This window comes from Paracnuella aquatica (genome assembly GCF_003332885.2).
Lineage (GTDB): Bacteria > Bacteroidota > Bacteroidia > Chitinophagales > Chitinophagaceae > Flavisolibacter > Flavisolibacter aquaticus.
Window position 1 is genome coordinate 271,420 of record NZ_QOWJ01000003.1, and the last position, 23,275, is coordinate 294,694.

11 protein-coding genes, 1 tRNA gene and 1 pseudogene are annotated in these 23,275 nt (G+C 47.0%); 8 read left to right on the forward strand and 5 right to left on the reverse strand.

Annotation, left to right across the window (positions count from 1 at the left end):
• The first annotated feature begins 153 nt into the window (after positions 1-153).
• The 5 genes from DRJ53_RS07435 to DRJ53_RS07455 all read left to right on the forward strand — a co-directional run bounded on the left by DRJ53_RS07435 (position 154) and on the right by DRJ53_RS07455 (position 9,369).
• Positions 154-3,537 (forward strand): SusC/RagA family TonB-linked outer membrane protein, encoded by a 3,384-nt coding sequence (locus DRJ53_RS07435; RefSeq protein ID WP_114234976.1) that lies wholly within the window; start codon positions 154-156, stop codon positions 3,535-3,537.
• Positions 3,538-3,547: 10 nt separating this feature from the next.
• The gene (locus DRJ53_RS07440) at positions 3,548-5,323 is read left to right on the forward strand and encodes a RagB/SusD family nutrient uptake outer membrane protein (RefSeq protein WP_114234977.1); all 1,776 of its coding nucleotides are present in this window, start codon (positions 3,548-3,550) and stop codon (positions 5,321-5,323) included.
• Between the two features lie 17 nt (positions 5,324-5,340).
• Complete coding sequence (locus DRJ53_RS07445; protein WP_114234978.1) at positions 5,341-6,399, forward strand: DUF5013 domain-containing protein; 1,059 nt, start codon at positions 5,341-5,343, stop codon at positions 6,397-6,399.
• A gap of 210 nt (positions 6,400-6,609) precedes the next feature.
• Complete coding sequence (locus DRJ53_RS07450; RefSeq protein ID WP_114234979.1) at positions 6,610-7,176, forward strand: RNA polymerase sigma factor; 567 nt, start codon at positions 6,610-6,612, stop codon at positions 7,174-7,176.
• Positions 7,177-7,233: 57 nt separating this feature from the next.
• The gene (locus DRJ53_RS07455) at positions 7,234-9,369 is read left to right on the forward strand and encodes a glycoside hydrolase family 43 protein (RefSeq protein WP_114234980.1); all 2,136 of its coding nucleotides are present in this window, start codon (positions 7,234-7,236) and stop codon (positions 9,367-9,369) included.
• Between the two features lie 22 nt (positions 9,370-9,391).
• Here the strand turns inward: DRJ53_RS07455 and DRJ53_RS07460 are convergent.
• The 3 genes and pseudogenes from DRJ53_RS07460 to tyrS all read right to left on the reverse strand — a co-directional run.
• Positions 9,392-10,651 (reverse strand): annotated as a pseudogene (locus DRJ53_RS07460) (DUF6055 domain-containing protein); the annotation flags it as partial.
• 413 nt (positions 10,652-11,064) lie between these two features.
• Positions 11,065-11,135 (reverse strand) — tRNA-Gln (locus tag DRJ53_RS07465).
• 133 nt (positions 11,136-11,268) lie between these two features.
• A complete protein-coding gene (gene tyrS / locus DRJ53_RS07470) occupies positions 11,269-12,549 on the reverse strand; it encodes a tyrosine--tRNA ligase (RefSeq protein ID WP_114234982.1) in 1,281 nt (426 codons plus the stop codon).
• A 255-nt stretch (positions 12,550-12,804) separates the two neighbouring features.
• Here tyrS and DRJ53_RS07475 point away from each other — a divergent pair, with 255 nt between their 5' ends.
• The 3 genes from DRJ53_RS07475 to hscA all read left to right on the forward strand — a co-directional run bounded on the left by DRJ53_RS07475 (position 12,805) and on the right by hscA (position 20,989).
• A complete protein-coding gene (locus DRJ53_RS07475) occupies positions 12,805-13,920 on the forward strand; it encodes a putative type IX sorting system protein PorV2 (RefSeq protein ID WP_114235054.1) in 1,116 nt (371 codons plus the stop codon).
• 26 nt (positions 13,921-13,946) lie between these two features.
• Positions 13,947-18,995 (forward strand): putative type IX secretion system sortase PorU2, encoded by a 5,049-nt coding sequence (gene porU2, locus DRJ53_RS07480; RefSeq protein WP_114234983.1) that lies wholly within the window; start codon positions 13,947-13,949, stop codon positions 18,993-18,995.
• A 143-nt stretch (positions 18,996-19,138) separates the two neighbouring features.
• Positions 19,139-20,989 carry a Fe-S protein assembly chaperone HscA gene (hscA, locus tag DRJ53_RS07485; RefSeq protein WP_114234984.1) on the forward strand — a complete coding sequence of 617 codons (1,851 nt, stop codon included), beginning with the start codon at positions 19,139-19,141 and terminating at the stop codon, positions 20,987-20,989.
• Positions 20,990-20,992: 3 nt separating this feature from the next.
• Here hscA and DRJ53_RS07490 read toward each other — a convergent pair whose 3' ends face one another.
• Together DRJ53_RS07490 and DRJ53_RS07495 are read right to left on the reverse strand one after the other, a co-directional pair.
• Complete coding sequence (locus DRJ53_RS07490; RefSeq protein ID WP_162303827.1) at positions 20,993-21,529, reverse strand: class I SAM-dependent methyltransferase; 537 nt, start codon at positions 21,527-21,529, stop codon at positions 20,993-20,995.
• A 26-nt stretch (positions 21,530-21,555) separates the two neighbouring features.
• Positions 21,556-23,250 (reverse strand): sulfatase-like hydrolase/transferase, encoded by a 1,695-nt coding sequence (locus DRJ53_RS07495; protein WP_114234986.1) that lies wholly within the window; start codon positions 23,248-23,250, stop codon positions 21,556-21,558.
• Between the last annotated feature and the right edge of the window lie 25 nt (positions 23,251-23,275).

Sequence of the window (23,275 nt, forward strand, 5' to 3'; positions counted from 1 at the left end):
AACGATTGCACCACTAAAACGATTGCCATGCACCAACACAAGCCAACCTAGCCGTAAAAAAACGGAGAATGCGCCAACATTCTCCGCTGTTAAAATCTGAACAGAACTCTGCACGAGTAATTAATTCATCCTCTAACATTTCAATTCTAAATTATGAAAAATGAGGGATATGGGAGGGCTATGCCTTCTTATGCCACCATCACCAAATTTCTGCTGGTAATGAAACTGACGATCTTGCTGATTTGCTTTTTTTCACTGCAAACCATAGCAAACGACGGACGGGCCCAGGAGCGCATCACGCTGAACCTGGAAAACACGTCGTTGAAAAAGGTGTTCAAGGCAATTGAAAAAGAAACGGTGTTCCGTTTTGTATACAACGATGATTTGCTGCCACAGCACAAAATCAACATTAAAGTAAAAGAAGAAGGGTTGGATGCAGTGATGAAAAAGCTGTTGAACAATACCACTCTTTCTTTCCGGGTCATGAGCTCCAACCTCGTAGTGGTTTCCGGCGATGCTGGCAACGATGCACATGATGTGCGGGGCGTGGTTACCGATGCTGCAGGCAAGCCGCTGTCCGGCGTAAGCGTGTTGGAAAAAGGCACCAATAACGGCACCACCACCGCCGACAACGGATCATTTCAACTGACTACAAATTCATCGCGGGCCGTGCTGGTGATCAGCATTGTGGGCTACACGCCGCAAGAGGTGCCCGTAAATGGTCAGGCCAGTATTTCGGTAAAATTGGCTGAAGCCAATAACCAAATGGCCGACGTGGTAGTGGTGGGCTATGGCACGCAGCGCAAAGGCAGCGTAGTTGGCGCCATTTCTACGGTAAAAGTAGCCGATGTAAAAAGCGCTGCACCCCGTTCGCTCAACAACGCACTGGCCGGTAAAGTGGCCGGTGTTATTTCGGTGCAGCGCAGCGGCGAGCCCGGTTATGATGATGCACAATTCTGGATCAGGGGCGTGAGCACATTTGGCGCCGGTGCCAATCCATTGGTGCTGGTTGATGGTGTGGAGCGTCCGCTGAACAACATCGAGCCGGAAGAGATCGAATCTTTTTCAGTGTTGAAAGATGCTGCCGCAACAGCCATCTATGGCATCCGTGGTGCCAACGGCGTAATACTGGTTACAACACGGCGGGGTGCCCGGGAAAAACCCAACATCAGCTTTAAAATTGAGCGGGGCATTTCGGCACCTACCCGTGTGCCCGAGTTTGTGGATGCACCTACCTACCTCAACCTGTACAACGAAGCACAACTAGCTTCCAACCCCAATTTTGTAACGCCTTACACGCCTGAGATCATTGCAAAATATGCCTCCGGCGAAGACCCCTTGCTATATCCCAACGTGGATTGGATCGACCTGATGATGAAGGACTACTCCAACCGAAGCCGCGCCAACCTGAACATTGCCGGCGGTGGCGATGTAGCCCGCTACTTTGTATCGGCCAGCTACTATTCCGAAGACGGCATTTGGAAAGGCGATAACCTGAATACTTACAATACCAATGCGGGTTTGAAGCGTTATAATTTCCGTGCAAATACCGATATCAACCTCAGTAAGCGTACCGAGCTGAGCCTGGGCATTGGCGGCATTTTGGTGACCGGCAACTATCCCGGTACTGGTGCGCCGGCAATCTGGCAGGGTGGCCCCAACGGTGGCAATGGTGGCGGTATGATGTATGCTACGCCGGTGGGTTATGCTCCATATTATCCCAATCCGCAGGGCAACGGCATTGTGTATGGCGGTATTAACGGTGTGGAAAACCCGTACGAACTGCTTACCGGTCGTGGCTTTGCAACGGAGTGGCGCAATACCATCCAGTCGGACATTACCCTCAAACGCGACCTGTCGGATTTGGTAAAAGGCCTGCGCATACAGGGCAAATTTGCATTTGATGGATACAACCGCCATTTTATACAAAGAACCCGCGTGGCCGACCGCTGGATCGCCACCGGCCGCGACCCCAACACCGGAGAACTGCTGCTGAACCGCTGGCTGGAAGGACAAAAAGACCTGGGCTTTGCACGCCAATCGGGTGGTAACCGACGCATGTACCTGCAGGCCGACCTGAACTACAACCGCACTTTTGGCGATCATACAGTTGGTGGCCTGCTGCTGTACAACGAGCAGGATTACCAGGATGGCGAAGCCAATGCTGCTATTGCTTCGTTGCCTTTTCGGTTACAGGGTCTCGTTAGTAGGGCTACCTATGCTTACCGCAACAAATATTTTCTTGAAGTAAGCGCCGGCTACAACGGTTCGGAGAACTTTAAAAAAGGAAAACGCTTTGGCTTTTTCCCTGCAGTTGCCGGCGGATGGGTAGTATCGGAAGAGGCGTTTTTTGAAAAAAATATCAAGGCCATTGAATACCTGAAACTGCGCGGCTCGTTTGGTGAAAAAGGCAACGACCAGATTGGCGGTCGCCGATTTGCTTACCTCACCACTGTAGGAAACGGCAACGGCGGTTATCCATTTGGGTTAGATGGCAACAACGACATTGGCTCACGTGGCGAAGACCAGTGGGGCGCCGACCTTACCTGGGAAGTAGAGCGGGAACTGAATCTTGGGTTTGAAATTCGTTTCCTGAAAGGATTTTACCTGCAGGCCGATTTCTTCAATCGCCACCGCCAGGGCATTTATGTGCAGCGCAACGATCTGCCAGCGCTGATGGGTTTGCAAAACAACCCGTTTGGCAACCTGGGCGAGTTTAAAAACAGGGGTGTGGACGGAACCCTGGAATACCGCAAAAAGCTGGGCAAGATAGACCTGACGCTGCGCGGCAATTACACCTATGCCCGCAACAACCTGATTGAAATGAACCAGCCCGACTGGATGTATCCTTACCTCAACCGCGAAGGCAAAAGACTGAACCAACCCTTTGGCCTCGTAGCGGAAGGTTTGTTTGTAGATGCAGCGGATATTGCCAAATCGCCCACACATTCGTTTGGCCCCGTACGTCCCGGCGATATCAAATACACCGATATCAATGGCGATGGCAAAATCGACAACAACGACCAGGTGGCTATTGGCAACCCATCCACACCCGAAGTGATCTATGGCTTTGGTACCACCATTGGCTACCGCGGCTTTGATCTTTCGCTGTTTTTCCAGGGTGGCGATAACATGGATTTTATGCTCGGGGGCATTGGCTTTTATCCTTTCCGCGAAGCCGGTTTCCGCGGCAGCGTAAGCAAGTATGCACTGGACCGCTGGACGGTTGATAACCCAAGCCAGAATGTACTGTTTCCGCGGCTGTCGATGGGCCTCAATTCCAACAATACACAGCCCTCAACGTGGTGGCAGCGCGAAGCGTCGTACCTGCGCCTGAAGACTGCCGAACTGGGCTACACACTGCCCAAAAACCTGACACAAAGAGCCAGGATCAACACGTTCCGTGTATATGTAAGCGGCTTCAATTTGCTTACCTGGAGTAAGTTCAAATACTGGGATCCTGAACTGGGCAGCGGCAATGGTGCGGCTTATCCCATTCAGCGCAATCTGTACTTAGGCTTAAACATGAACTTTTAATCCACTGGTTATGCAAATCCTGAAATCAAACATAAAATACCTGCTGCTGTTGCTGGCAGTACTCAACTTTTCGTGCAGGAAAGATTTCCTGGACAAACAGCCTGATGACATGCTGACGCTGGATCAGGTGTTCAACAACCGTCTGGAGGCGGAGCGCTACCTGCGCAATGTGTATTCTTTTTTACCCAACGAAATGGCGCCGTGGACCAACTTCTCGGGTATATCCGACGAAGGCGATATCCTGTTTGTGAACATGGAGCACAACGATATCAACAACGGCAACTGGAGTCCCGATCGGATTCCGTTCAACGACTTCGGCGGCTTGTATCGCGGCATCCGTTCGGCTTCGGTTTTTCTTACCCGCATAGGCGAGTGTAACGAATGCGAGCAGCTGATTCCGGGCAGTAAAAAGCAATGGGCTGCCGAAGCAAAAGCGCTGCGTGCCTGGTATTACTTTTTGCTGATGCGCAAGTTTGGGCCCGTGGCTTTGGTAAAAGACATTCTGCCGGTAGATGTGGAATTGGGCGCTACGCAATTGCCCCGCAGTTCGTTCGACGAATGTGTGGCGTACATCATGGAAGAACTGGATGGCGCACAGGCGGCGCTGCCGCAAAAAGTGGCCGACACCCGTGAACTGGGCCGTGTAGATGGCCGCGTGGTGCAAGCCATGAAGTCGAGGATTTTGCTGTATGCCGCTAGCCCGCTATGGAACGGCAACACCGATTATGCAGCTTTTAAAAACAGTGATGGCAAGCAACTGGTAAATACCACGTATGATGCGGACAGATGGAAGAAAGCAGCAGATGCTGCGAAACTGCTGATTGACATGATGCCCGAGGGTTTGTACAAAAAGAACACCAATGGCGTGTTTGATCCGCTGGCTTCTTACCGCGATGTATTTATTGATCGTTTCAACCAGGAGATCATTTGGGCCAGGCCTTCATCGGATTGGTGGAGTTGGCAAAAACATGCTGCACCACGCCAGTTCAGGGGTTACAACGGTATGGCTGCCACGCAGCAGCAAGTTGATGCATACTACATGGCCAATGGCCTGCAGATCAACGAACCGGGTTCGGGATATGTGGAAGCTGGATTTTCAACTACCGATGGTAAGTACACCAAGGCCGGTGCATGGAACATGTATGTAGGCAGGGAGCCACGTTTCTACGCCACTATTACGTACAACGGCGGTTACTGGCCTTCCAATTCCACACAGGGCAGCGGCGACCGGTTGCAGTTTTATTTTACTGGTTCTTCGGGTAAAGGCGGCTCGCATGACTATAGCCCTACAGGTTACCTCATCTCGAAATTTACCAGCCCCAGCAGCAACCCACGCACCGACCAGTTTGTGATGAAGACCTGGAATTATTTCCGCCTCGCAGAGATCTATCTCAATTATGTTGAGGCGCTGAATGAGTACAGTCCTGGTCATGGCGATATCAAGCGATACCTCGACCTCATTCACGAACGGGCGGGCATACCCGCAATTCCAGCGGGCCTGGGCCAGGCCGAAATGCGGGAACGCATCCGGCTGGAACGCCGCATAGAACTGGCTTTTGAAGGCCACCGTGTGTTTGACAACCGCCGCTGGAAAATTGCCGAACAAACCGACGGCGGACCGATGTGGGGCATGAACGTAAACAAAGGCAACAGCTTTACCGATGTTTCCTTTTTTGAACGCACCGTGTTTGAAACCCGCGTGTTTCAAAGAAAGCACTACCTGTGGCCCATCCCGCAATCTGAAATGGACCGCAACAAAGCAATGGTTCAAAACCCCGGTTGGTAATTGCTAAAACAACAACAATGAAAAGCTTTATAAAAAACTATTTATTGCTTTGCCTGCCCGCACTGTTGCTGCTGGGCACTGGCTGCAAAAAAGAAGAACTGGAAAAAGTAAAAGAACTGGCGCCGCCCAAAATTTACATTACCAATATTGTAGATGGCAGGATTGCCGTGAATGTAGATTCAAGAATTGTGTCGATTGATAAGGCGGCAAAAAAGATCTCGGTTGCGCTGGGTGTCAACCGCTCTGGCTTGGCCGACCGGGAAGCTTATTCGGTTAAATTAAGGGCATCGGATGCAGGCTTGCCTGCCGATGTTACGCCGCTGGCGCCAACTGAATATGCGATTGTAGCAGCGGGCAAAGGTGGCAGCGTAGCCACGCTGGATGTTCCGGCAGAAGAGTCCTCTGCTGCGTTTGCGGTAGAAGTGCCCAAGTCGGTGCTGGATGCGCATGCAGGTAAAAAGATCGGCGTTATGTTGTCTATTTCAGATCCGAGTAAGTATGAACTGAACGAAGCAATGTCCACCGCTGCACTCATCATTGATGTGGCTACGTTTGGCGAACGCCAGGTAGAAATAACCACGCGGTATTTGAAGAATCCAGGTGCGCCTTTTGCCCGTGCCGACCAGGGCGCCAGCAGCCGTTTTGGTATTCTTGCCGACTGGATCAGCAACGATGCGGTAAAGAACATCGACAACCGCACCAAGGGTGGTTTCGACAGCTTTAATGGGGGCGCCTACCTGGCCATGGAACGCTGGGGAACACCCGAAATCCCGAACGGTAAAATATACCAGACCATCAAATTGCCGCAGGGTAAATACCGCTTCGATGCGGATTTTGAAACGGCGGTTATTTCCAATCAATTGTTGCTCACTGTAGCCTCCGGTGCGGGTTTGCCCGATATCGACAACATCAGCCAGGCCATTGCTACCGCGCCATACAATGCACCGCGAATGATGTTTGAGCTGCCTGCCGAACAGGAAGTGTCCATTGGTTTTTTGGGCAACCTGGTAAACGATGCGCAGGCATTCAGGGTGCGGTTTGTAAAGCTGTATAAATTTGAAAGTCCTTTTGATTGATCAAGACAGTTAAGCAATAAAACCAAAACAAGAATGCCCGCAGCAAATTGCCGCGGGCATTCTTGTTTTAGCGCACATTTTACTGCAAAAAATACAGCGCACCACATGAATAAATTTTCAAAACCGTTGCCGATGGTATAAAATAAGTGTTAAGTTTACGCTTAACATTGGGTTCAACGTTTACCACGCAAAAACTGCACTGCTTGCAATATGAAAAAGATCGACGAATGTGAAGTGCGATTGCTGCAATTGAATGTGGCGCATCACCGCGATGAACATGCTTATAAAAAGCTGTTTTTATTTTATCATCCCACTTTATACCGGTTTGCCTACAGCATTTGCAAAAGCAACGAAGCTGCAGAAGAAATTGTGTCGGATGTAATGGTAAAGATCTGGACGATGAAGTCTGACCTTGCCGCGATCACAAACCTGCGGGTGTATCTGTTCAAAGCCATTCGCAACGCCACGTTCAACTACCTTGCACGCAACCAGAAATACAGCAGTACCCAAATAGAGCAGCTCAATATTGAACTCGACTCCAACCTGTACCAGCCCGAAGAAGCAGCATTGAAAAAAGAGCTGGCGCAAAAAGTAACGGCTGCCGTACAATCGCTGCCACCCAAGTGCCAGATGGTGTATAAACTGGTGCGGGAAGATGGTTTTACTTACCGCGAAGTTGCAGCCATCATGGACATTTCAGAAAAAACAGTAGACCGTCACCTCAACATCGCACTGCACAAACTGATGGAGCACATGAAGTGTTACTTCAAAGTGTGATCAACCTGCACAACACCTCAATAGCAGCGGCTTTTCTCATCTTTTACAAACGTTTATATGAAATATGCATTCATAGTTTTCTTTCTATGCACCGCCGTGCCGCGTGTACTTGTAGCGCAGGACAGCGCTTATCTATTTGCATACTTTACCGGCAACAGCAAGGCCGAAGAATCCATTCGTTTTGCATTGAGCAGTAATGGATACAATTACAGGGCGCTGAATAATAATGAGCCCATTATCTCATCGCAACAAATCAGTGCTACCGGTGGTGTTCGCGATCCGCATATTTTGCGTGGCGCTGATGGCAAAACTTTTTACATGGTGGTTACCGACATGGTATCGGCCAATGGATGGAACTCGAACCGGGCCATGGTGCTGATGAAATCGACCGACCTGGTAAACTGGACGCACAGCGTGGTGAATATTCAAAAGCGTTTTCCGGGCAACGACAGCCTGTTGCGGGTGTGGGCACCACAAACCATTTACGATAGCAAGGCCGGCAAATACATGGTGTATTTTTCGATGAAGCATGGTAACAGGCCGGATATCATTTACTACGCCTATGCCAACAAGGATTTTAGTGACCTGGAATCGGAACCAAAACAATTGTTTTTTCACCCGCAGAACACATCCTGTATTGATGGCGATATCATTTATGCCATGGGTAAATACCACTTGTTTTTTAAAACAGAAGGAAGTGGTAATGGCATTAAAAAAGCAGTGTCGAAAAAACTTACAGAAGGATACACCATCGAGCAGGACCGCTACCTGCAACAAACAACCGAAGCGGTGGAAGGTGCCGGTGCATTTAAGCTTATTGGCAAAAACGAATGGATACTGATGTACGATGTGTACATGAAAGGCAAATACCAATTTACCCGCACCAAGGACCTGGAAAACTTTGCAGTGGTGGACCAGGAAGTAACCATGAATTTTCACCCGCGGCATGGAACTGTGATGGTGGTGTCGGCGGCCGAAGCAGCTGCATTGATGAAGCGCTGGGGCAAGCCTGCTGATGTATTGCAGTCGGCCGGTGCAAAGGAAATTAAGCGGATCAACATTGCATACGATTCAGCAAACCGTACGGTGGTGTTGCCGGTGAAGCCGGGCACCAAATTGAATGCGTTCAATCCACGTTTCAATGCGCCGGCAGGCGTTGTTGTTAAACCCGCAGGTGCGCAGAATTTTGCAAAGGGGCCGGTACAATATTCCGTTGCCATTGAAGGCATGCCGGCACAAACTTTTAACGTAGCAGCCCGCACTTATCACAATCCTGTGCTGGAAGGTTTTTATGCCGATCCGGATATTATTTACGCGGAGCAAACTGGCCGCTATTATCTCTACCCAACCAGTGATGGCTTCACCGGTTGGTCGGGTACTTATTTCAAAGCGTTTTCCTCCGCCGATTTGGTGAACTGGAAAGACGAAGGCGTTATACTGGACTTGCAAAAAGATGTTAGCTGGGCCAAGCGCAATGCATGGGCGCCTTGCATTATTGAAAAGAAAGTGGGTGGCAAGTACAAATATTTTTACTACTACACAGCTGCGCAAAAAATTGGTGTTGCCGTAGCCGATCATCCTACCGGGCCCTTTGTAGATATGGGTAAACCGCTGATTGCATCGAAGCCTGAAGGCGTAAAAGGCGGACAGGAAATTGATCCCGATGTTTTTACCGATCCTAAAACCGGCAAGTCGTACTTGTATTGGGGCAATGGATATATGGCAGGAGTGGAGCTGAATGAAGACATGGTATCGATCAAGCGGGAAACCATGAAAGTGTTGACGCCTGATGCAACTTTCCGCGAAGGCACGCATGTGTTGTACCGCAACGGCCGCTATTATTTTATGTGGAGCGAAGACGATACCCGCAGCGAAAATTATCGTGTTCGGTACGGCACTGCAGCAGGTCCGCTAGAGCCAATTTCAATACCCAAAGAAAACCTGGTGCTGGCCAAAAACAAGAGCGCACATATTTATGCAACGGGCCACCATTCCACCATACAAGTGCCGGGCCGCGATGAATGGTATATTGTTTACCACCGCTTCAATTATCCCAAAGGCATTACCATGGGCGATGCCGCAGGTTATAACCGCGAAGTGTGTATTGATAAAATGGAATTTGCTGCGGACGGCTCCATCAAACCAATTACACCAACGCATGAAGGCATCAAGCCACTTGCTAAAAAGAAATGATTAGTCTAATGGCTTTTTTAAACTACAACGAAGCGGCTGTCAATGTGGTGCCGCTAAGTTTTATTTCGTAAGGCCATTGCTCTTCCGGTTGCTGGTTGTTGGCTCCATTTTGCCGGCCGCTGGCAACCGGCCAATGTTCCGTTGGTGCACCCATTACTACCAGCCATAAATGCGTGGTGTTTTTGGGTACATTAAATGTTGCCGTGCCGTTTGCATCTTTATGCACTTTTGAGTATTCACGGCTGCCGTCTTTTTTATAGGCCACAAAACCATAACGCCATCCGGCTTTGTCGGTTTTTACATTGCTGAATGGCGCTGTGGCGGCAATGCCTTTAAACTGCACTGAAACCTTCTTGCCTGGTTTGGGCACGGCCAGTTGAATGCCGTTGTAGCCATAGTTCTGCGGGCAGTTGTTTTGTCCCACACGCAACCATCCACCGGCCACAGTATCCATCGCAGTTTTGTGTTGGTTGGCGTAAGGTTTGGCCACTGCTTCAATGCGTTTAATATCCCAGGTAATAAAGCGGCGGCATGCATCAAACATTTCATCGTTGAATGCTTCCTGGTTCAGCCCGGTTATTCTTTTATAGGTCATCACCGGGTCTTCGCCATCCTGCGTTGAGCGGGATAGTTTGCCAAAAAAATCAATGCCGTGTTTGTTGGACCAATACTCCAGCACATAAGGCGAGTGGTACATATTAGTGGGATGAAGAAATGCGAAATGCGTTTTCTTGAAAAAGTCTTTCAGGTGATAGTTTTCAAAAGTCATCCACTCGGGGTACACCTGCCACAGCAGGTACTGCGCCGACATTTCAGCAATGGGGCCACGTGGTCCGGTGCCATTGTCGGCAAGCATGATGTATTGAAACGAATGCCCCAACTCGTGGGCCAGCGTACCGTATGGCATCTTGTTCATCCGGCCGGGTGGCGTCCACAACATGCCCACTTTGTTATCGGCGCCGCCGCCAAATGCAGTACCGCCTTCGCCGGGCAGCACATACAGCAACATCTTGTATTTATCGGTTAAGGAGTTGCCCTTTTGCACCAGCTTCAGGTCGTTTACATAAAAATTGTAAAACCGCTCCAACTCTTTTATGGCTTGCCGCGGGTCAAAGTGCTTTTGTTCGTTGGCGTTAGTCCATGGCTCGTTGCCAAGCTCTTTATGCCAAAAGATGGCAATATTGGGTCCTTCTATTTTGCGTGCAAAACTGTACTCGCTTTCGTTGTTGTTGTAATCGTTGTTTTCCGGGATGCGGTATGCCTTCTCGGGAATCAGCAATTCTTTTTCTGCAACATGACCGGCAACGCTAATTGGCGTTGCTTGTTCCTTTGGTGTATGAAAAGAAGTTGAACCCGTAGCAAAGGAAACAAGTAACAGCGCAAGGATTGTTTTGTTGCACAACATGGGCAGGCAATTAAGCGTGTGTAAAAGCTATTGAATCAAATGTATTTGTTTGGGCTGTTGGGTAAAAGCAGGAGCGGGCCACAAGTCAAAATCTAGGTTGTATTGGGCAAATGCCGGTGGTTTGTGCGGGCTGCTAGAGGTACCTGCATTAACGAGCAGGGTTTGAGCAGGTAAAGAAATTAAAGCAGCACTTGAATGGAAGTTGTTCTATTTGTTTGCCTACAATTGACACGATAAAGTAGGGGCAAAAAAATAGGACAAGGAAGGGTTGCTTCGCTTGTCCTACTCAGTTGAGCTACTAGGATTCGAACCTAGACAGACAGAACCAAAATCTGTAGTGCTACCGTTACACCATAGCTCAATCCGTATTGGGAGTGCAAAAATAAAGGGGTCGCAATAACTCTCCAAAACTTTTTCAAAAAACGCCCTAAAAAATTTCTTTTTTAGGCACAGCACCATGCTGGTATTCAGTGCCATGTGTGCACTGCAGCAGCTTACACGGCTTTTACCAGGTAATAATTCTTTTTGCCTTTTTGCACCAACAGGTACTGGCCGTGTAGCAACTGCGCCGCCGAAACGGTTTCGGCAACATCGGCAACTTTTTGCCGGTTGATGCTAACGCCACCATTCTGAATCATTTTACGGGCTTCGCCACGGCTGGGAAAAATTTTTGCGTCCGACAAAAAAGAAATGACATCCACACCAGCATTCAGGCTGTCCATCGGCACATCAATTTTCTGAATGCCTTCCATCGCCTCCAGGTCTTCAACGCTCAGGGCATCGGCCGGTGCATTTTGCTGCGCAAATAACTTATCCGTGGTTTCCACTGCCTTTTCAAATTCGGGCTCGCCATGAATGAAAATGGTCACCTCACGGGCCAAAGCTTTTTGCAGCGTACGCTTGCCCGGATCCTGGCGGTGTTCAGCAATCAGGCCATCAATAGTATTTCGATCGAGCAGGGTAAAAATGCGGATCCATTTTTCTGCGTCTGCATCAGCAGCATTGAGCCAGAACTGGTAAAACTGGAACGGTGTGGTTTTTTCGGCATCGAGCCAAACGTTGCCGCCTTCGCTTTTGCCAAACTTACCGCCATCGGCTTTGGTGATTAGCGGGCAGGTAAAAGCAAACGCTTCGCCGCCGGCTTTGCGGCGCACCAGTTCGGTGCCGGTGGTGATGTTGCCCCACTGGTCGGAGCCGCCCATTTGCAGCTTCACGCCTTTATTTTGGTACAGCCAGTAAAAATCGTAGCCCTGAATTAGCTGGTAGGTAAACTCGGTAAACGAAATGCCTGACTCGCCTTCCAGGCGTTTGCGAACGCTGTCTTTGCTCATCATATAGTTTACCGTGATGTGCTTGCCGGTATCGCGGATAAAGTCCAGAAACGAAATGCCTTTAAACCAATCGTAGTTATTGACCATTTCGGCGGCATTCGGCAGGGAGGCATCGAAATGAAGAAAACGTTGCAATTGAGATTTGATACCTTCCAAGTTTTTTTGCAACACCTCTTCGCTCAGCATGTGGCGTTCGGCGGCTTTAAAACTGGGATCGCCCACCATGCCGGTAGCACCGCCCACCAGCGCAATGGGTTTATGGCCCGCCCGCTGCAGGTGCACCAGCAACATGATGGGTACCAGGTTGCCAATATGCAGCGAGTCGGCGGTTGGGTCGAAGCCAATATAGCCGGTGGTCAGTTCTTTTTGCAGTTGTTCTTCGGTGCCCGGCATAGCGTCTTGCACCATGCCCCGCCACCGGAGTTCTTCCATCAGGTTGGTCATAAAAGGAAAAATTGTGCGGCAAAAGTAAGGAGGATCGGCGGGGTTGGCCCAATTGGCAGTGTGCGTTTTGAAAAAGTGGGCGGTATAAAAACAAGCGCCAGCTTTGAATATCGAGTGGTATAAACAGAGAAGAATCCTGCGCAGCGGCAGGAATGTATAAGAATAAATATAAAAATGAGTTTTTCCGTTATTTTTGATCGTCCAAATCCTTTGAAAAAAACAGGAAAGCCTGAAGCTTATCCGAAAACTGACAGCATGAAAAAGCCCATTCTGCTTTTTACCCTTTTCACCCTCTTTATTATTACGGATGGCGCCGCGCAATGGCGCAAGTATTCCAACGAATTTTTAAACATTGGCGCCGGTGCCCGCGGCCTGGGTATGGGCGGTGCGCAAGTGGCCACCGTGCAGGATGCCACTGCCGGATACTGGAACCCCGCTGGCCTAGCAGGCGTAAAGGATGTGCCGCAGGTATCGGCCATGCACGCCGAGTATTTTGGCCAGATTGGCAAGTACGATTATGGTGCCCTGGCTATCCCTATGAGCAACAACAAACGTACGCTGGGTATTTCGGCGCTGCGCTTTGCCGTAGATGATATCCCCAACACCCTGTTTTTAGTGGAACCCGATGGCACCATCAACTACAATAACATTTCTGCATTTAGTTCGGCCGACTATGGCTTTTTGGTATCGCTGGCGCAAAAACTAAAGGAAAGCGAAAACAAGAACGTGCACTTCGGTGTCAATGCAAAGGTCATTCACCGCAGCGTGGGCTCGTTTGCAAAGGCTTGGGGATTTGGTGTGGATGTGGGCCTGCAGATCATCCAGGGTAAATGGCGTTTTGGCTTTGTGGGCCGCGATATTACCACCACGTTCAATACCTGGAATTTTACATTTACCGAGCGGGAAAAAGAAGCCCTGTACCTCACCAATAACGATATCCCGGTAAAATCGACAGAGCTTACTGCACCGCGCCTGGTGGCTGGTGTGGCCCGCCATTTTGCTTTGGGTAAAAAAATGGGGCTGCTGGCCGAAGCCAGTGCCGATATCACTTTTGACGGCCGCCGCAATACCGTGCTCAGCGCCGACCCGGTAAGTGTAGATCCAAAGCTGGGACTGGAGCTTGATTTCAATAAAGTGTTTTACCTGCGTGGTGGCATCAATAATTTTCAAAAAGCCTTAGCCGATGGCGACCTCACCAATCAAAAAAAGGTTTGGATTTACCAGCCTTCGGTAGGTGCCGGTTTCAATGTGCAAAATGTGCGGATTGATTATGCTTTTTCCAACCTGGCCAACCAAAGCAACCCGTTGTTCACGCATATCATTTCGCTGCAGCTCAACCTCACGAACGATAAAAAGAAGAAAGCCCAATAAAAATCCGCACCCCAAAAATAAACTGCATGAAAAAGTTTCTGTTTGCCTTATTGACCCTTTGCTGCGGCATGCTGGCCTCGGCACAGGTTTACAATAACGAATGGATCGATCATTCCAAAACCTATTATAAAGTAAAAGTAGGCCGCAATGGCCTGCACCGCATTTCCAAAGCCGAACTGGATACGGTAGGTTTGGGCACAGTGCCCGCCGAGCATTTCCAGGTGTGGCGCAATGGGAGTGAAGTGCCCCTTTTTACATCGGCACCAACCGGCGCACTGCCCAACGACGGCTTTATTGAATTTTATGGTGAACGAAATGATGGCCGTCCTGATAAGGCGCTATATCGCAGACCACATTACCAGCTGAATGACCGTAGTAGTTTGTTTACTGATACAGCCATTTATTTTTTAACGGTAAATCCAACCGGCAACAACCGGCGCATCCAGGCCCAAGTCAACGATCTTACTGGAAACACGCTGGCACCGCTGCCATATTTTACCCACACACATGTGCAGAGCTACACCAACCAGCTTAATGGTGGGTATGCGGTAGATGTAGAAACGCAATACCTGTATTCATCGGCGTATGATTTAGGCGAAGGATATACATCGGCCAACATCGGTACCAATGCAACCAACAGCACTGCTTTAGGAAACCTGTTTGTTGCAACAACTGGTCCTGCAGCGCAATTCAAGATAACGGTGGCGGGTAGCCGCATTGCTTTGCGGCGTTACCGTGTTCGCATCAATGCCGATTCTGTTTTGGGTAATAGCGTGGATCATTTCAATTATGCAACTGATTCGGTAGAAGTGCCGCTGCGGTTGATATCGGGTACCACCAACAGTGTGCAGGTAACTAACCTCACCACTACGGCTTCTGACCGTATGGTGATCCACAAATTTGAATTGACCTACCCACGGCTCTTCAATTTTGGCAATGCTACCAACTTTGAGTTTACGCTGCCGGAGAGCAGTGTGCCGAGATATATCGAGATTACGAACTTCAATATTGGCGGCCAGCAGCCCGTGTTGCTCGATTTGGAAAACGGCCACCGTTATTTAGGCAATACCGCTGTATCGGGTAAGGTGCGCATTCTTTTGCAACCTTCGGCCCGCCCTGGCCGGTTTGTTTTGTGCAGCCAGGCAGCAGCCTTGGTGACGCAGGTACCCACGCTTACCGAAAGAAAGTTTGTTGATTATACCAAGGTGGAAAACCAGGGCGATTTCCTGATCATTTCCAACCAACTCCTCTTCAACAATGGATCTGGCACCAACATGGTTGAAGAATACCGCCAGTACCGCAGTTCTGCTGCCGGCGGCAGCCACAGTGCCCGCATTTATGATGTGGAAGAACTAGTGGACCAATTTGCTTTTGGTATTAAAAAGAATCCGTTGGGTATTCGGAATTTTATACTGTTTTCGCTGCAACGTTTTAGTGAAAAACCAAAGCATGTGTTTTTGTTAGGCAAAGGCACTACATACAATGAACAGCGATCCCGCGAAGCCAACCCGCAAATCAACCAGTTAAACCTGGTGCCGACATTTGGCAACCCGGCATCCGATATTTTGCTGGCTGCTGCACCGGGCACTGCTGTGCCGCTTGTGTCCATAGGACGGCTGTCGGCGGTTTCACCTGCCGAAATCACCGATTATTTGGCTAAAGTAAAACAGTATGAGGCGGCCCAAGCCGCTCCGTCGCCAGATCCGGCAGTGATGACCTGGAAAAAGAATATTGCACACATTATTGGATCCGGTGATCCGAATTTGCAGAATCGTCTTGAAGTACACATGGCCCAGTGTAAAGACATAATTAGCGATACATTGTGGGGAGCACAGGTTCATACGTTTACCAAAAAAACAGGCCAGAACGTAGAACAGATCAGTGACAAAGGATTGGAGCACCTGTTTGAAGAAGGCATATCGCTCATTACATACTTTGGGCATTCATCAAACAGTGGTTTAGATTTTAATTTGGACAATCCCAGTGCTTACAACAACACTGGAAAGTACCCGCTCTTTGTAGCCCTAGGATGCCAGGCAGGTGGGATATTTGGTTTCAATGCGAACCGTTTTGCTGCGCAGGATGCCATTTCTGAAAAGTATGTACTGGCACCGCAAAAAGGCACCATCAGTTTTATAGCCAACTCACATTTTGGTATTGTAAGTACACTGCGTGTTTGGAACAACCAGTTTTACAAGCAAATGTCGGTGAGCAGTTATGGTAAAACAATCGGCGAAACACTCACTGAGACGGCGATTAAAACTTTGGCTGAAACCATTAATGGAGAAGAGAACTTTTATGTTCGGGTAAATATTGAAGAATCCATTTTGCATGGCGACCCGGCAGTAAAATTGAACGTTGAAGCAAAGCCGGATTATGCCATCACAGAACCGATGGTAAAAGTAAATCCGACCTTTGTATCTGTTGCGGAAACATCGTTCAAGCTAAATGTGGAGGTGCGCAACCTGGGTAAGGCTATTGATCATAAGTGGATCCTTTCAATCAAGCGCAAACTGCCCAATGGAACGGAAAAAGAAGTGATCCGGGATTCAGTGGATGCACCGCTGCATACCAGTGTTTTCGAATACAGCATTCCTATTGATGCATTACAGGATGTGGGTTTGAACAAATTGACCGTAACTATAGATGCCGGCGATCAAGTAGCAGAGCTGTTCGAAAATAACAACACCATTACCAAAGACGTATTCATATACCAGGACGAGGCCCGTCCCATCTACCCATACAATTTTGCCATTGTAAACAAACCAGATGTAAAGCTGACATTTTCCACTGCAGATGCGTTCAGTGCCAAGCGTAGTTACCAATTAGAAATGGACACGACGGAGTTATTCAATTCGTCGTCGAAGTGGGCACAAACGGTAAGCACCGTTGGTGGTGTGATGGAAGTGCAGCCTGGTGTCAGTCTACGGAACAATACCGTGTACTACTGGCGGGTTGGCGTGGTGCCTGATAGCGGTGATGTGCATTGGAATAAGAGCTCTTTTGTGTATATCCAGAACTCAGAAGAGGGTTTTAGTCAGGGTCACCTTTTTCAGCACCTTAAAGCTGATCTTCAATCAATCAAACTCGATAGTACAAGTAGAAATTGGCAGTTTTCTGAGGCTATTAATGATTTGTTTATTAAAAATGGTGTTTGGGGTACGGCAACTGGCCAAGAGGGTGACTTGATAGTAAACGTAAATGGTGCATCATATATCCGTAATACTTGTCATTATGGAATAATTATTAATGTTTTTGATGGTAGATCATTTAAGCCCTGGAGTAATGCTTTGGTGGCAGGCCAAGGACTTTATGGAAGTTTGCCGCCAAACTGCGGTGCAAGCCGAATCAATAATTTCGAATTCAGCAACGATACATCTGGAAGGAGAAAAGCATTTGACTTCATAAGTGCTATTCCGAATGGTAGCTATATTGTGGTTAGGAATCAACTTTATAGTGATTTCTCAAAGAACCAGTATGTCGATCAATGGAAACTTGACGAGAATCGCCTTGGATTAGGGAAAGGAATTTATTATGAGCTAAAAAAGCACGGCTTTACACTACTGGATTCGTTGACAAGTCCAAAAGCTTTTGCGTTCGTATACCATAAAAATGACCTATCATATAAGGCGCGTCAGGCTATTACTAAAGACCGATTTGAAATTTTGACTTTAACCGCATTTTGCGTCACTTCAGAAAGCACAGGAACTTTTGTATCTCCAGTTTTTGGGCCAGCAAAGTCTTGGAAGAATTTTATTTGGAGTGGTGTAAATGACAATTCAAAAGATGATGCTCAAGTTTCTATTCTAGGCATACGTCGAGATGGCCATTTAGATACACTATTAAAAAATGTTTCGCTTCATAGTGGAACTGAACGAGACATTTCCTCAATCAGTGCACAAGAGTACCCATCATTAAAACTTGTATTAAAAACAACGGACACAAGTAACTATACTCCCTACCAACTCGACTACTGGCGCCTTACCTACGATCCGGTGCCAGAAGGTGCCGTAGCGCCCAACTTATTCTTCAATATGAAAGATTCATTGGATGTTGGTGAGATGATTGATTTTAAGCTGGCATTTAAAAATGTGAGTGGAACTCCGTTCGACAGCCTGAAAATTAAGATGGTTGTGACGGACAAGAACAATGTGCCGCATCAGTTGCCTATCCTGCGCCACAAGCCGCTGAACGCTGGTGACACATTGCATGTACGTTATCCCATCAACACGCGGCAGTTTGCTGGCATGAACATGTTGTATGTGCAGGTAAACCCGGATGGGGATCAACCGGAACAATTCAGCTTTAACAACTTTATCTATCATTCATTCTATGTGCAGGACGACCGGACTGCACCGGTAGTCGATGTCACCTTCGATAACGTTCGCATTCTGAACCGGGATATTGTTTCAGCGAAACCGGACATCCTGATTAAACTGACGGACGAATCGAAGCGGCTGTTGTTGAATGATACTGCACTGTTCAAAGTGCAGGTGCGTAATTTGACCAACAATGTTGTTCGATCTTATGGCTTCGGAACCGACACGCTGAAGATGAGCCCGGCCACTGATTTGAACCAAAATGTGGCTTCGGTAAACTTCAAGCCTTATTTTGCGGAAGACGGAGAATACGAATTGATCGTTGCCGGCGAAGACAGAAGCGGTAACAAAGCGGGAAATGCGGATTACAGGGTGCAGTTTCAGGTTATCAACAAACCGATGATCTCAAATATGCTCAATTACCCCAATCCATTTACCACTTCTACTGCGTTTGTATTTACACTCACCGGCACCGAAATTCCGCAGAACCTCAAGATCCAGATCCTGACGGTTACCGGAAAGGTGGTTCGCGAAATTACACGGCAGGAGCTGGGTCCGTTGCGCATTGGCCGCAATATCACCGAGTTTAAATGGGATGGCACCGATCAGTTCGGTCAAAAGCTCGCCAATGGTGTTTACCTGTATCGGGTGATTGCACAACTGAACGGAAAATCGCTTGATAAATACAAAGCCTCCGGCGACCAAACCGACCAGTATTTTAATAAAGGATATGGAAAAATGTACCTGATGCGGTAAATTATTGTCCTGTAAAATGCAAAAGTCCCGATTAATCGGGACTTTTGCATTTCTGACAAAATACTTTAGTGCATTACGAAAAATAACAGCGACCGCTATTTGCTGCCAGATGTTATTTTTCGACAATATAAAAGACAGATACTATGGCGAAGATTGGAATAAACCTGACTACTGGAAGTTTACAGCAAAGCGATATCATTGTGGGCATTGACCTTGGAACCACCAACAGTCTTATTGCCATCATCCATCCCGATACAAAAAAGCCAACTGTACTAAAGGAGTTTGATGCAACTTCCTTGGTGCCGTCAATTGTGCATTTTTCACCAAACGGTCCGCTGTCAGTAGGTGAAGCTGCGAAAAATTTTTTAATAACCGATCCGGCAAATACCATTTTTTCTGTCAAAAGATTAATGGGTAAATCATATGCCGACATCAAAGAGCACTCAGAAATGCTCGGCTATCAGGTAATTGATGATGGTTCGGACAATCTTGTAAAAATTGCAATTGACGGAAAGTTTTATACACCCATCGAACTGTCTTCATTTATACTAAAAGCATTAAAAGACCGTGCCGAGCATATTTTAAAAACACCAGTCAATAAGGCCGTGATTACTGTGCCTGCTTATTTCAACGATGCACAGCGGCAAGCCACACGTGATGCAGGCAAACTTGCAGGCTTGGATGTTTTGCGCATTGTAAATGAGCCGACGGCAGCAAGCCTTGCCTATGGATTAGGTATCGGTCCTGATGAAAAAACTGTGGCAGTTTACGACTTGGGGGGCGGCACCTTCGATATATCGATAATGCGCATCACCAACGGTGTATTTGAAGTGCTTTCCACACATGGCGATACATACCTTGGCGGAGATGATTTTGATGCCGCAATTGTACAATATTGGATCCAGCAACTTGGATTAACAGAAGTGCAAATGGCGCAAAAATCATTGGCTCAGTCGTTGCGGCTGTTAGCAGAACAAGCTAAAAAGCAATTGAGTGTTTCCGATACATTTACCGCAACAATTGACGGCGCAGCCGTAAGCATCAGTCGGAATGATTTTAATCAACTCATACAGCCATTAGTGGAACGCACCATTGCAAGTTGCCGCAATGCGGTAAAGGATGCGGGTGTGGTCGTGACAGAAATAGAGGAAGTGGTGATGGTGGGCGGATCGACACGGGTACCGTTGGTGAAGGAAAGTGTGGCTGCCTTCTTTGGGCGCGCTGTTCACGATGAATTGAATCCCGATGAGGTGGTTGCGCTTGGTGCGGCCATACAGGCAGATATTTTAGCGGGCAACAACAAAGATGTGTTATTGTTGGACGTGACGCCGCTGTCGCTCGGTATTGAAACAATGGGTGGTTTGATGGATGTGTTGATTCCGCGTAACAATCGGATTCCTACCCGTGCAGGACGGCAATATACTACGCAGAAAGATGGTCAAAGCGGCATGCGCATATCTGTATACCAAGGCGAACGCGACCTGGTGCAGGACAACCGCAAACTGGCGGAGTTTAGCTTAACCGGTATCCCTGGCATGCCTGCAGGGCTGCCAAAAGTGGAAGTGTCGTTTTTGATTAATGCTGACGGCATTTTACAGGTCACTGCGAAGGAATTGCGCAGCGGTGTCGCGCAGTCCATTGAAGTAAAGCCACAATTTGGCCTTACCGATGAACAAGTTGAGCAGATGCTGATGGATTCCATTACGCATGCAAAAGAAGATATGCAACAACGTGCCCTTGTAGAAGCACAAACAGAGGGAAAAGTGTTGCTCGATACGACGCAAGCATTTTTACTCAAGAACGAAGGCATTCTAACAGATGAGGAACTTTCCGAAACTAAACTGGCAATGACTGACCTTGAGGCTAAAATTGCAAATGGAACGAAGGATGAGGTCCAAGCGGCTATCGAAAAATTGAATAATATTTCTCGGCCTTATGCTGAGCGATTGATGGATGAGGCGATTGGAAAGGCAATGAAGGGCAAGATAATATGACGGTCAACTTACCGATGGTTTTTCGTAGGTAAGGAGTAAATATGGAGGAAACGATAAGAATGTGCTGATGGTACAATTGGGTAGAAAACGTTTTAGCTGAAATGCTAACCAAGGTGCGGTAAACACGATGACAATCTTACCTCCGGGCATCAAACAGTTTTTTGCGTCAACTAACATTTGATCCACATCAGCTTTTGGTAAGAAGGAAAGTGGAAGTGAGCTTATGATGGTGTCCACTTTTGTGTTTGTCGGTATGAATGACCTAAATTTTAGCGCATCTTCGCAAATAGGCTTGATCCTGTTGTGAATATTTTTAAGATTGTTACATTGCGGCTTTGATATCTCGAATGCGTAATATTGAAACTCTTCTTTAGATTGTAGGCTGTTAATTACTGCTGCTGTTATTTCGCCTTTCCCAGCGCCTAATTCGATAACTATAGGTGCTTGATTTGCAGAAATATTTTTCGCAATTTGTTGAATGACATTCTTTGGGGTAGTTCGTACTGCTCCTGTTCTAATTATATTGAATATATAGCTCACATTTATTTCTTTAGACTAAAAAGTTGTTAGGGATGCCAAATCACTTCTTTAATTTTCTGATGTTTGTTGTTCATTATTTCCAGTTTGAAGGTGTTATTTTGATAACTTAAATTTCCAAATGGAAATTGGCATTCTTCAACTGAGTTAACCGGTAAAATAAAAGTATTAGCAGGCTGGTTAAGTGACGTACCCTCCCAGCATTCGGGTACCTCCGACCCAATACGTGTAGCAATAGTCGGTGCAATATCTTTCAATGTTGCTGCTTCTGTGTTTTTATACCAATCTATATTTTGGTCAAAAATAAGCAATGGTATATTTAGCAATGCTCGGTGAACGTTGCCGCCATGTCCCCAAGTATCCTCCTCGCCTAGCATTTCTCCATGATCAGATGTAATCACAATTGTTGAATTGTTTAGAAGATTTTCAGTTTTAAGTTTATGAAATATCTGCTTAACAACGTAGTCAGCCTGTAACACTCCATTGTCATAATTGTTTACAAGCGCAATCTCTCTGGGTACCGAGAAACCAATTTTGTCTGGCTGATATGGGCGAAAGTGTAAATGTCTCTTGCCCAAAGTGTGTACAGAAAGTAAATGTATATATGCAAAAAAGCCATGTGGTATTTTAGTCTTATTGAATTCTCTTAAGGTGATAAAGTCATCATCATTTTTCACTTCTGGGTTTTTTGAACTTTCATAGTAAAAGTCGCAACTGCCTCTATAAAGAGCTGAGAGGCCATACCAGTCGCGGTGAAATCCTGTTAAGAAAGCATAAGTTTTGAAGCCGGACTGCTGCATAAATTTCATTAGGCTCAATCCGTTGAAGCCAAATTCCGTCCAGTCTTTTGAAAAAAACATTCCGGCGATTCCGCCAATTGTCATTGTTGAGGGAGAAAAGCTATGCTTTACCTTAATAAGACTTTTGGACTGAAGCAAGCTATCTAAAAAAGGTGTGGTTTTTCTCGTGTATCCATATGTCGAAAGGTGATCCGCTCTTAGCCCATCTATTAGAATCAGAATAACATTTCTGCTTGGTTGCCTCCCTTCGATGTTGTTGATGCAGGTGCTATCTTTTAAACCATTTGAATATCTGATCGAATCGAAAGCAAGCTCGTTTTCTAACCCCCACATGCCGCCGAAAACGAACTGGAGCAATGGCTCTTCTGCAAAATGAATAGCGCGTTTGGCTTTTTTTAAATATTCAATCGAAAACAGCGCACAAATAAAAAGTAAGGCCGGAATAAAGATTTTGGGTGTTTTCCAATTCGGGAAATAAAAGGCTTTTTTTTCTGAGGTAGTTGTCGGTACTATTTTAATAAACAACAGGGAAATCAAAAATAGAAATATCAACAGGGTTGTGAGTATAATCCATTTCTCGATGGGCACTATATCGAGAACGCCCCCAAGATTATGTATATAATTTTTTAATATTGAAAAAGTGATTGTTTTTTTCCAAAGGGCATTACTAATCAACGTTGCTAGGTAGAAAAAAATTAGAGCGTAGAAAATGATGCCGTTTAAAATGATAATAAAAATGTTTTTTTGCTTTGGTACGATTGGAAATGATCTCAAAATTAAATTGGCATAATACACACCTGTATAAATGACTCCCATTACAATTGCGTGATACACTAGTACAATTGCCTCGTAAGTGGATGAAATAAATATTAAGAAGCAGCTTAGAAGGGTTATGGTTGCAAGAGTCAGCAAAAATCTTTTCATGTATCTTATTGCGCACGTTTATTTT

Coding starts and splice junctions, on each gene's coding strand:
- DRJ53_RS07435 (WP_114234976.1), top strand. CDS start 154: ATGAAAAATGAGGGATATGGGAGGGCTATGCCTTCTTATGCCACCATC.
- DRJ53_RS07455 (WP_114234980.1), top strand. CDS start 7,234: ATGAAATATGCATTCATAGTTTTCTTTCTATGCACCGCCGTGCCGCGT.
- DRJ53_RS07450 (WP_114234979.1), top strand. CDS start 6,610: ATGAAAAAGATCGACGAATGTGAAGTGCGATTGCTGCAATTGAATGTG.
- DRJ53_RS07475 (WP_114235054.1), top strand. CDS start 12,805: ATGAAAAAGCCCATTCTGCTTTTTACCCTTTTCACCCTCTTTATTATT.
- hscA (WP_114234984.1), top strand. CDS start 19,139: ATGGCGAAGATTGGAATAAACCTGACTACTGGAAGTTTACAGCAAAGC.
- tyrS (WP_114234982.1), bottom strand. CDS start 12,549: ATGACCAACCTGATGGAAGAACTCCGGTGGCGGGGCATGGTGCAAGAC.
- DRJ53_RS07445 (WP_114234978.1), top strand. CDS start 5,341: ATGAAAAGCTTTATAAAAAACTATTTATTGCTTTGCCTGCCCGCACTG.
- porU2 (WP_114234983.1), top strand. CDS start 13,947: ATGAAAAAGTTTCTGTTTGCCTTATTGACCCTTTGCTGCGGCATGCTG.
- DRJ53_RS07495 (WP_114234986.1), bottom strand. CDS start 23,250: ATGAAAAGATTTTTGCTGACTCTTGCAACCATAACCCTTCTAAGCTGC.
- DRJ53_RS07440 (WP_114234977.1), top strand. CDS start 3,548: ATGCAAATCCTGAAATCAAACATAAAATACCTGCTGCTGTTGCTGGCA.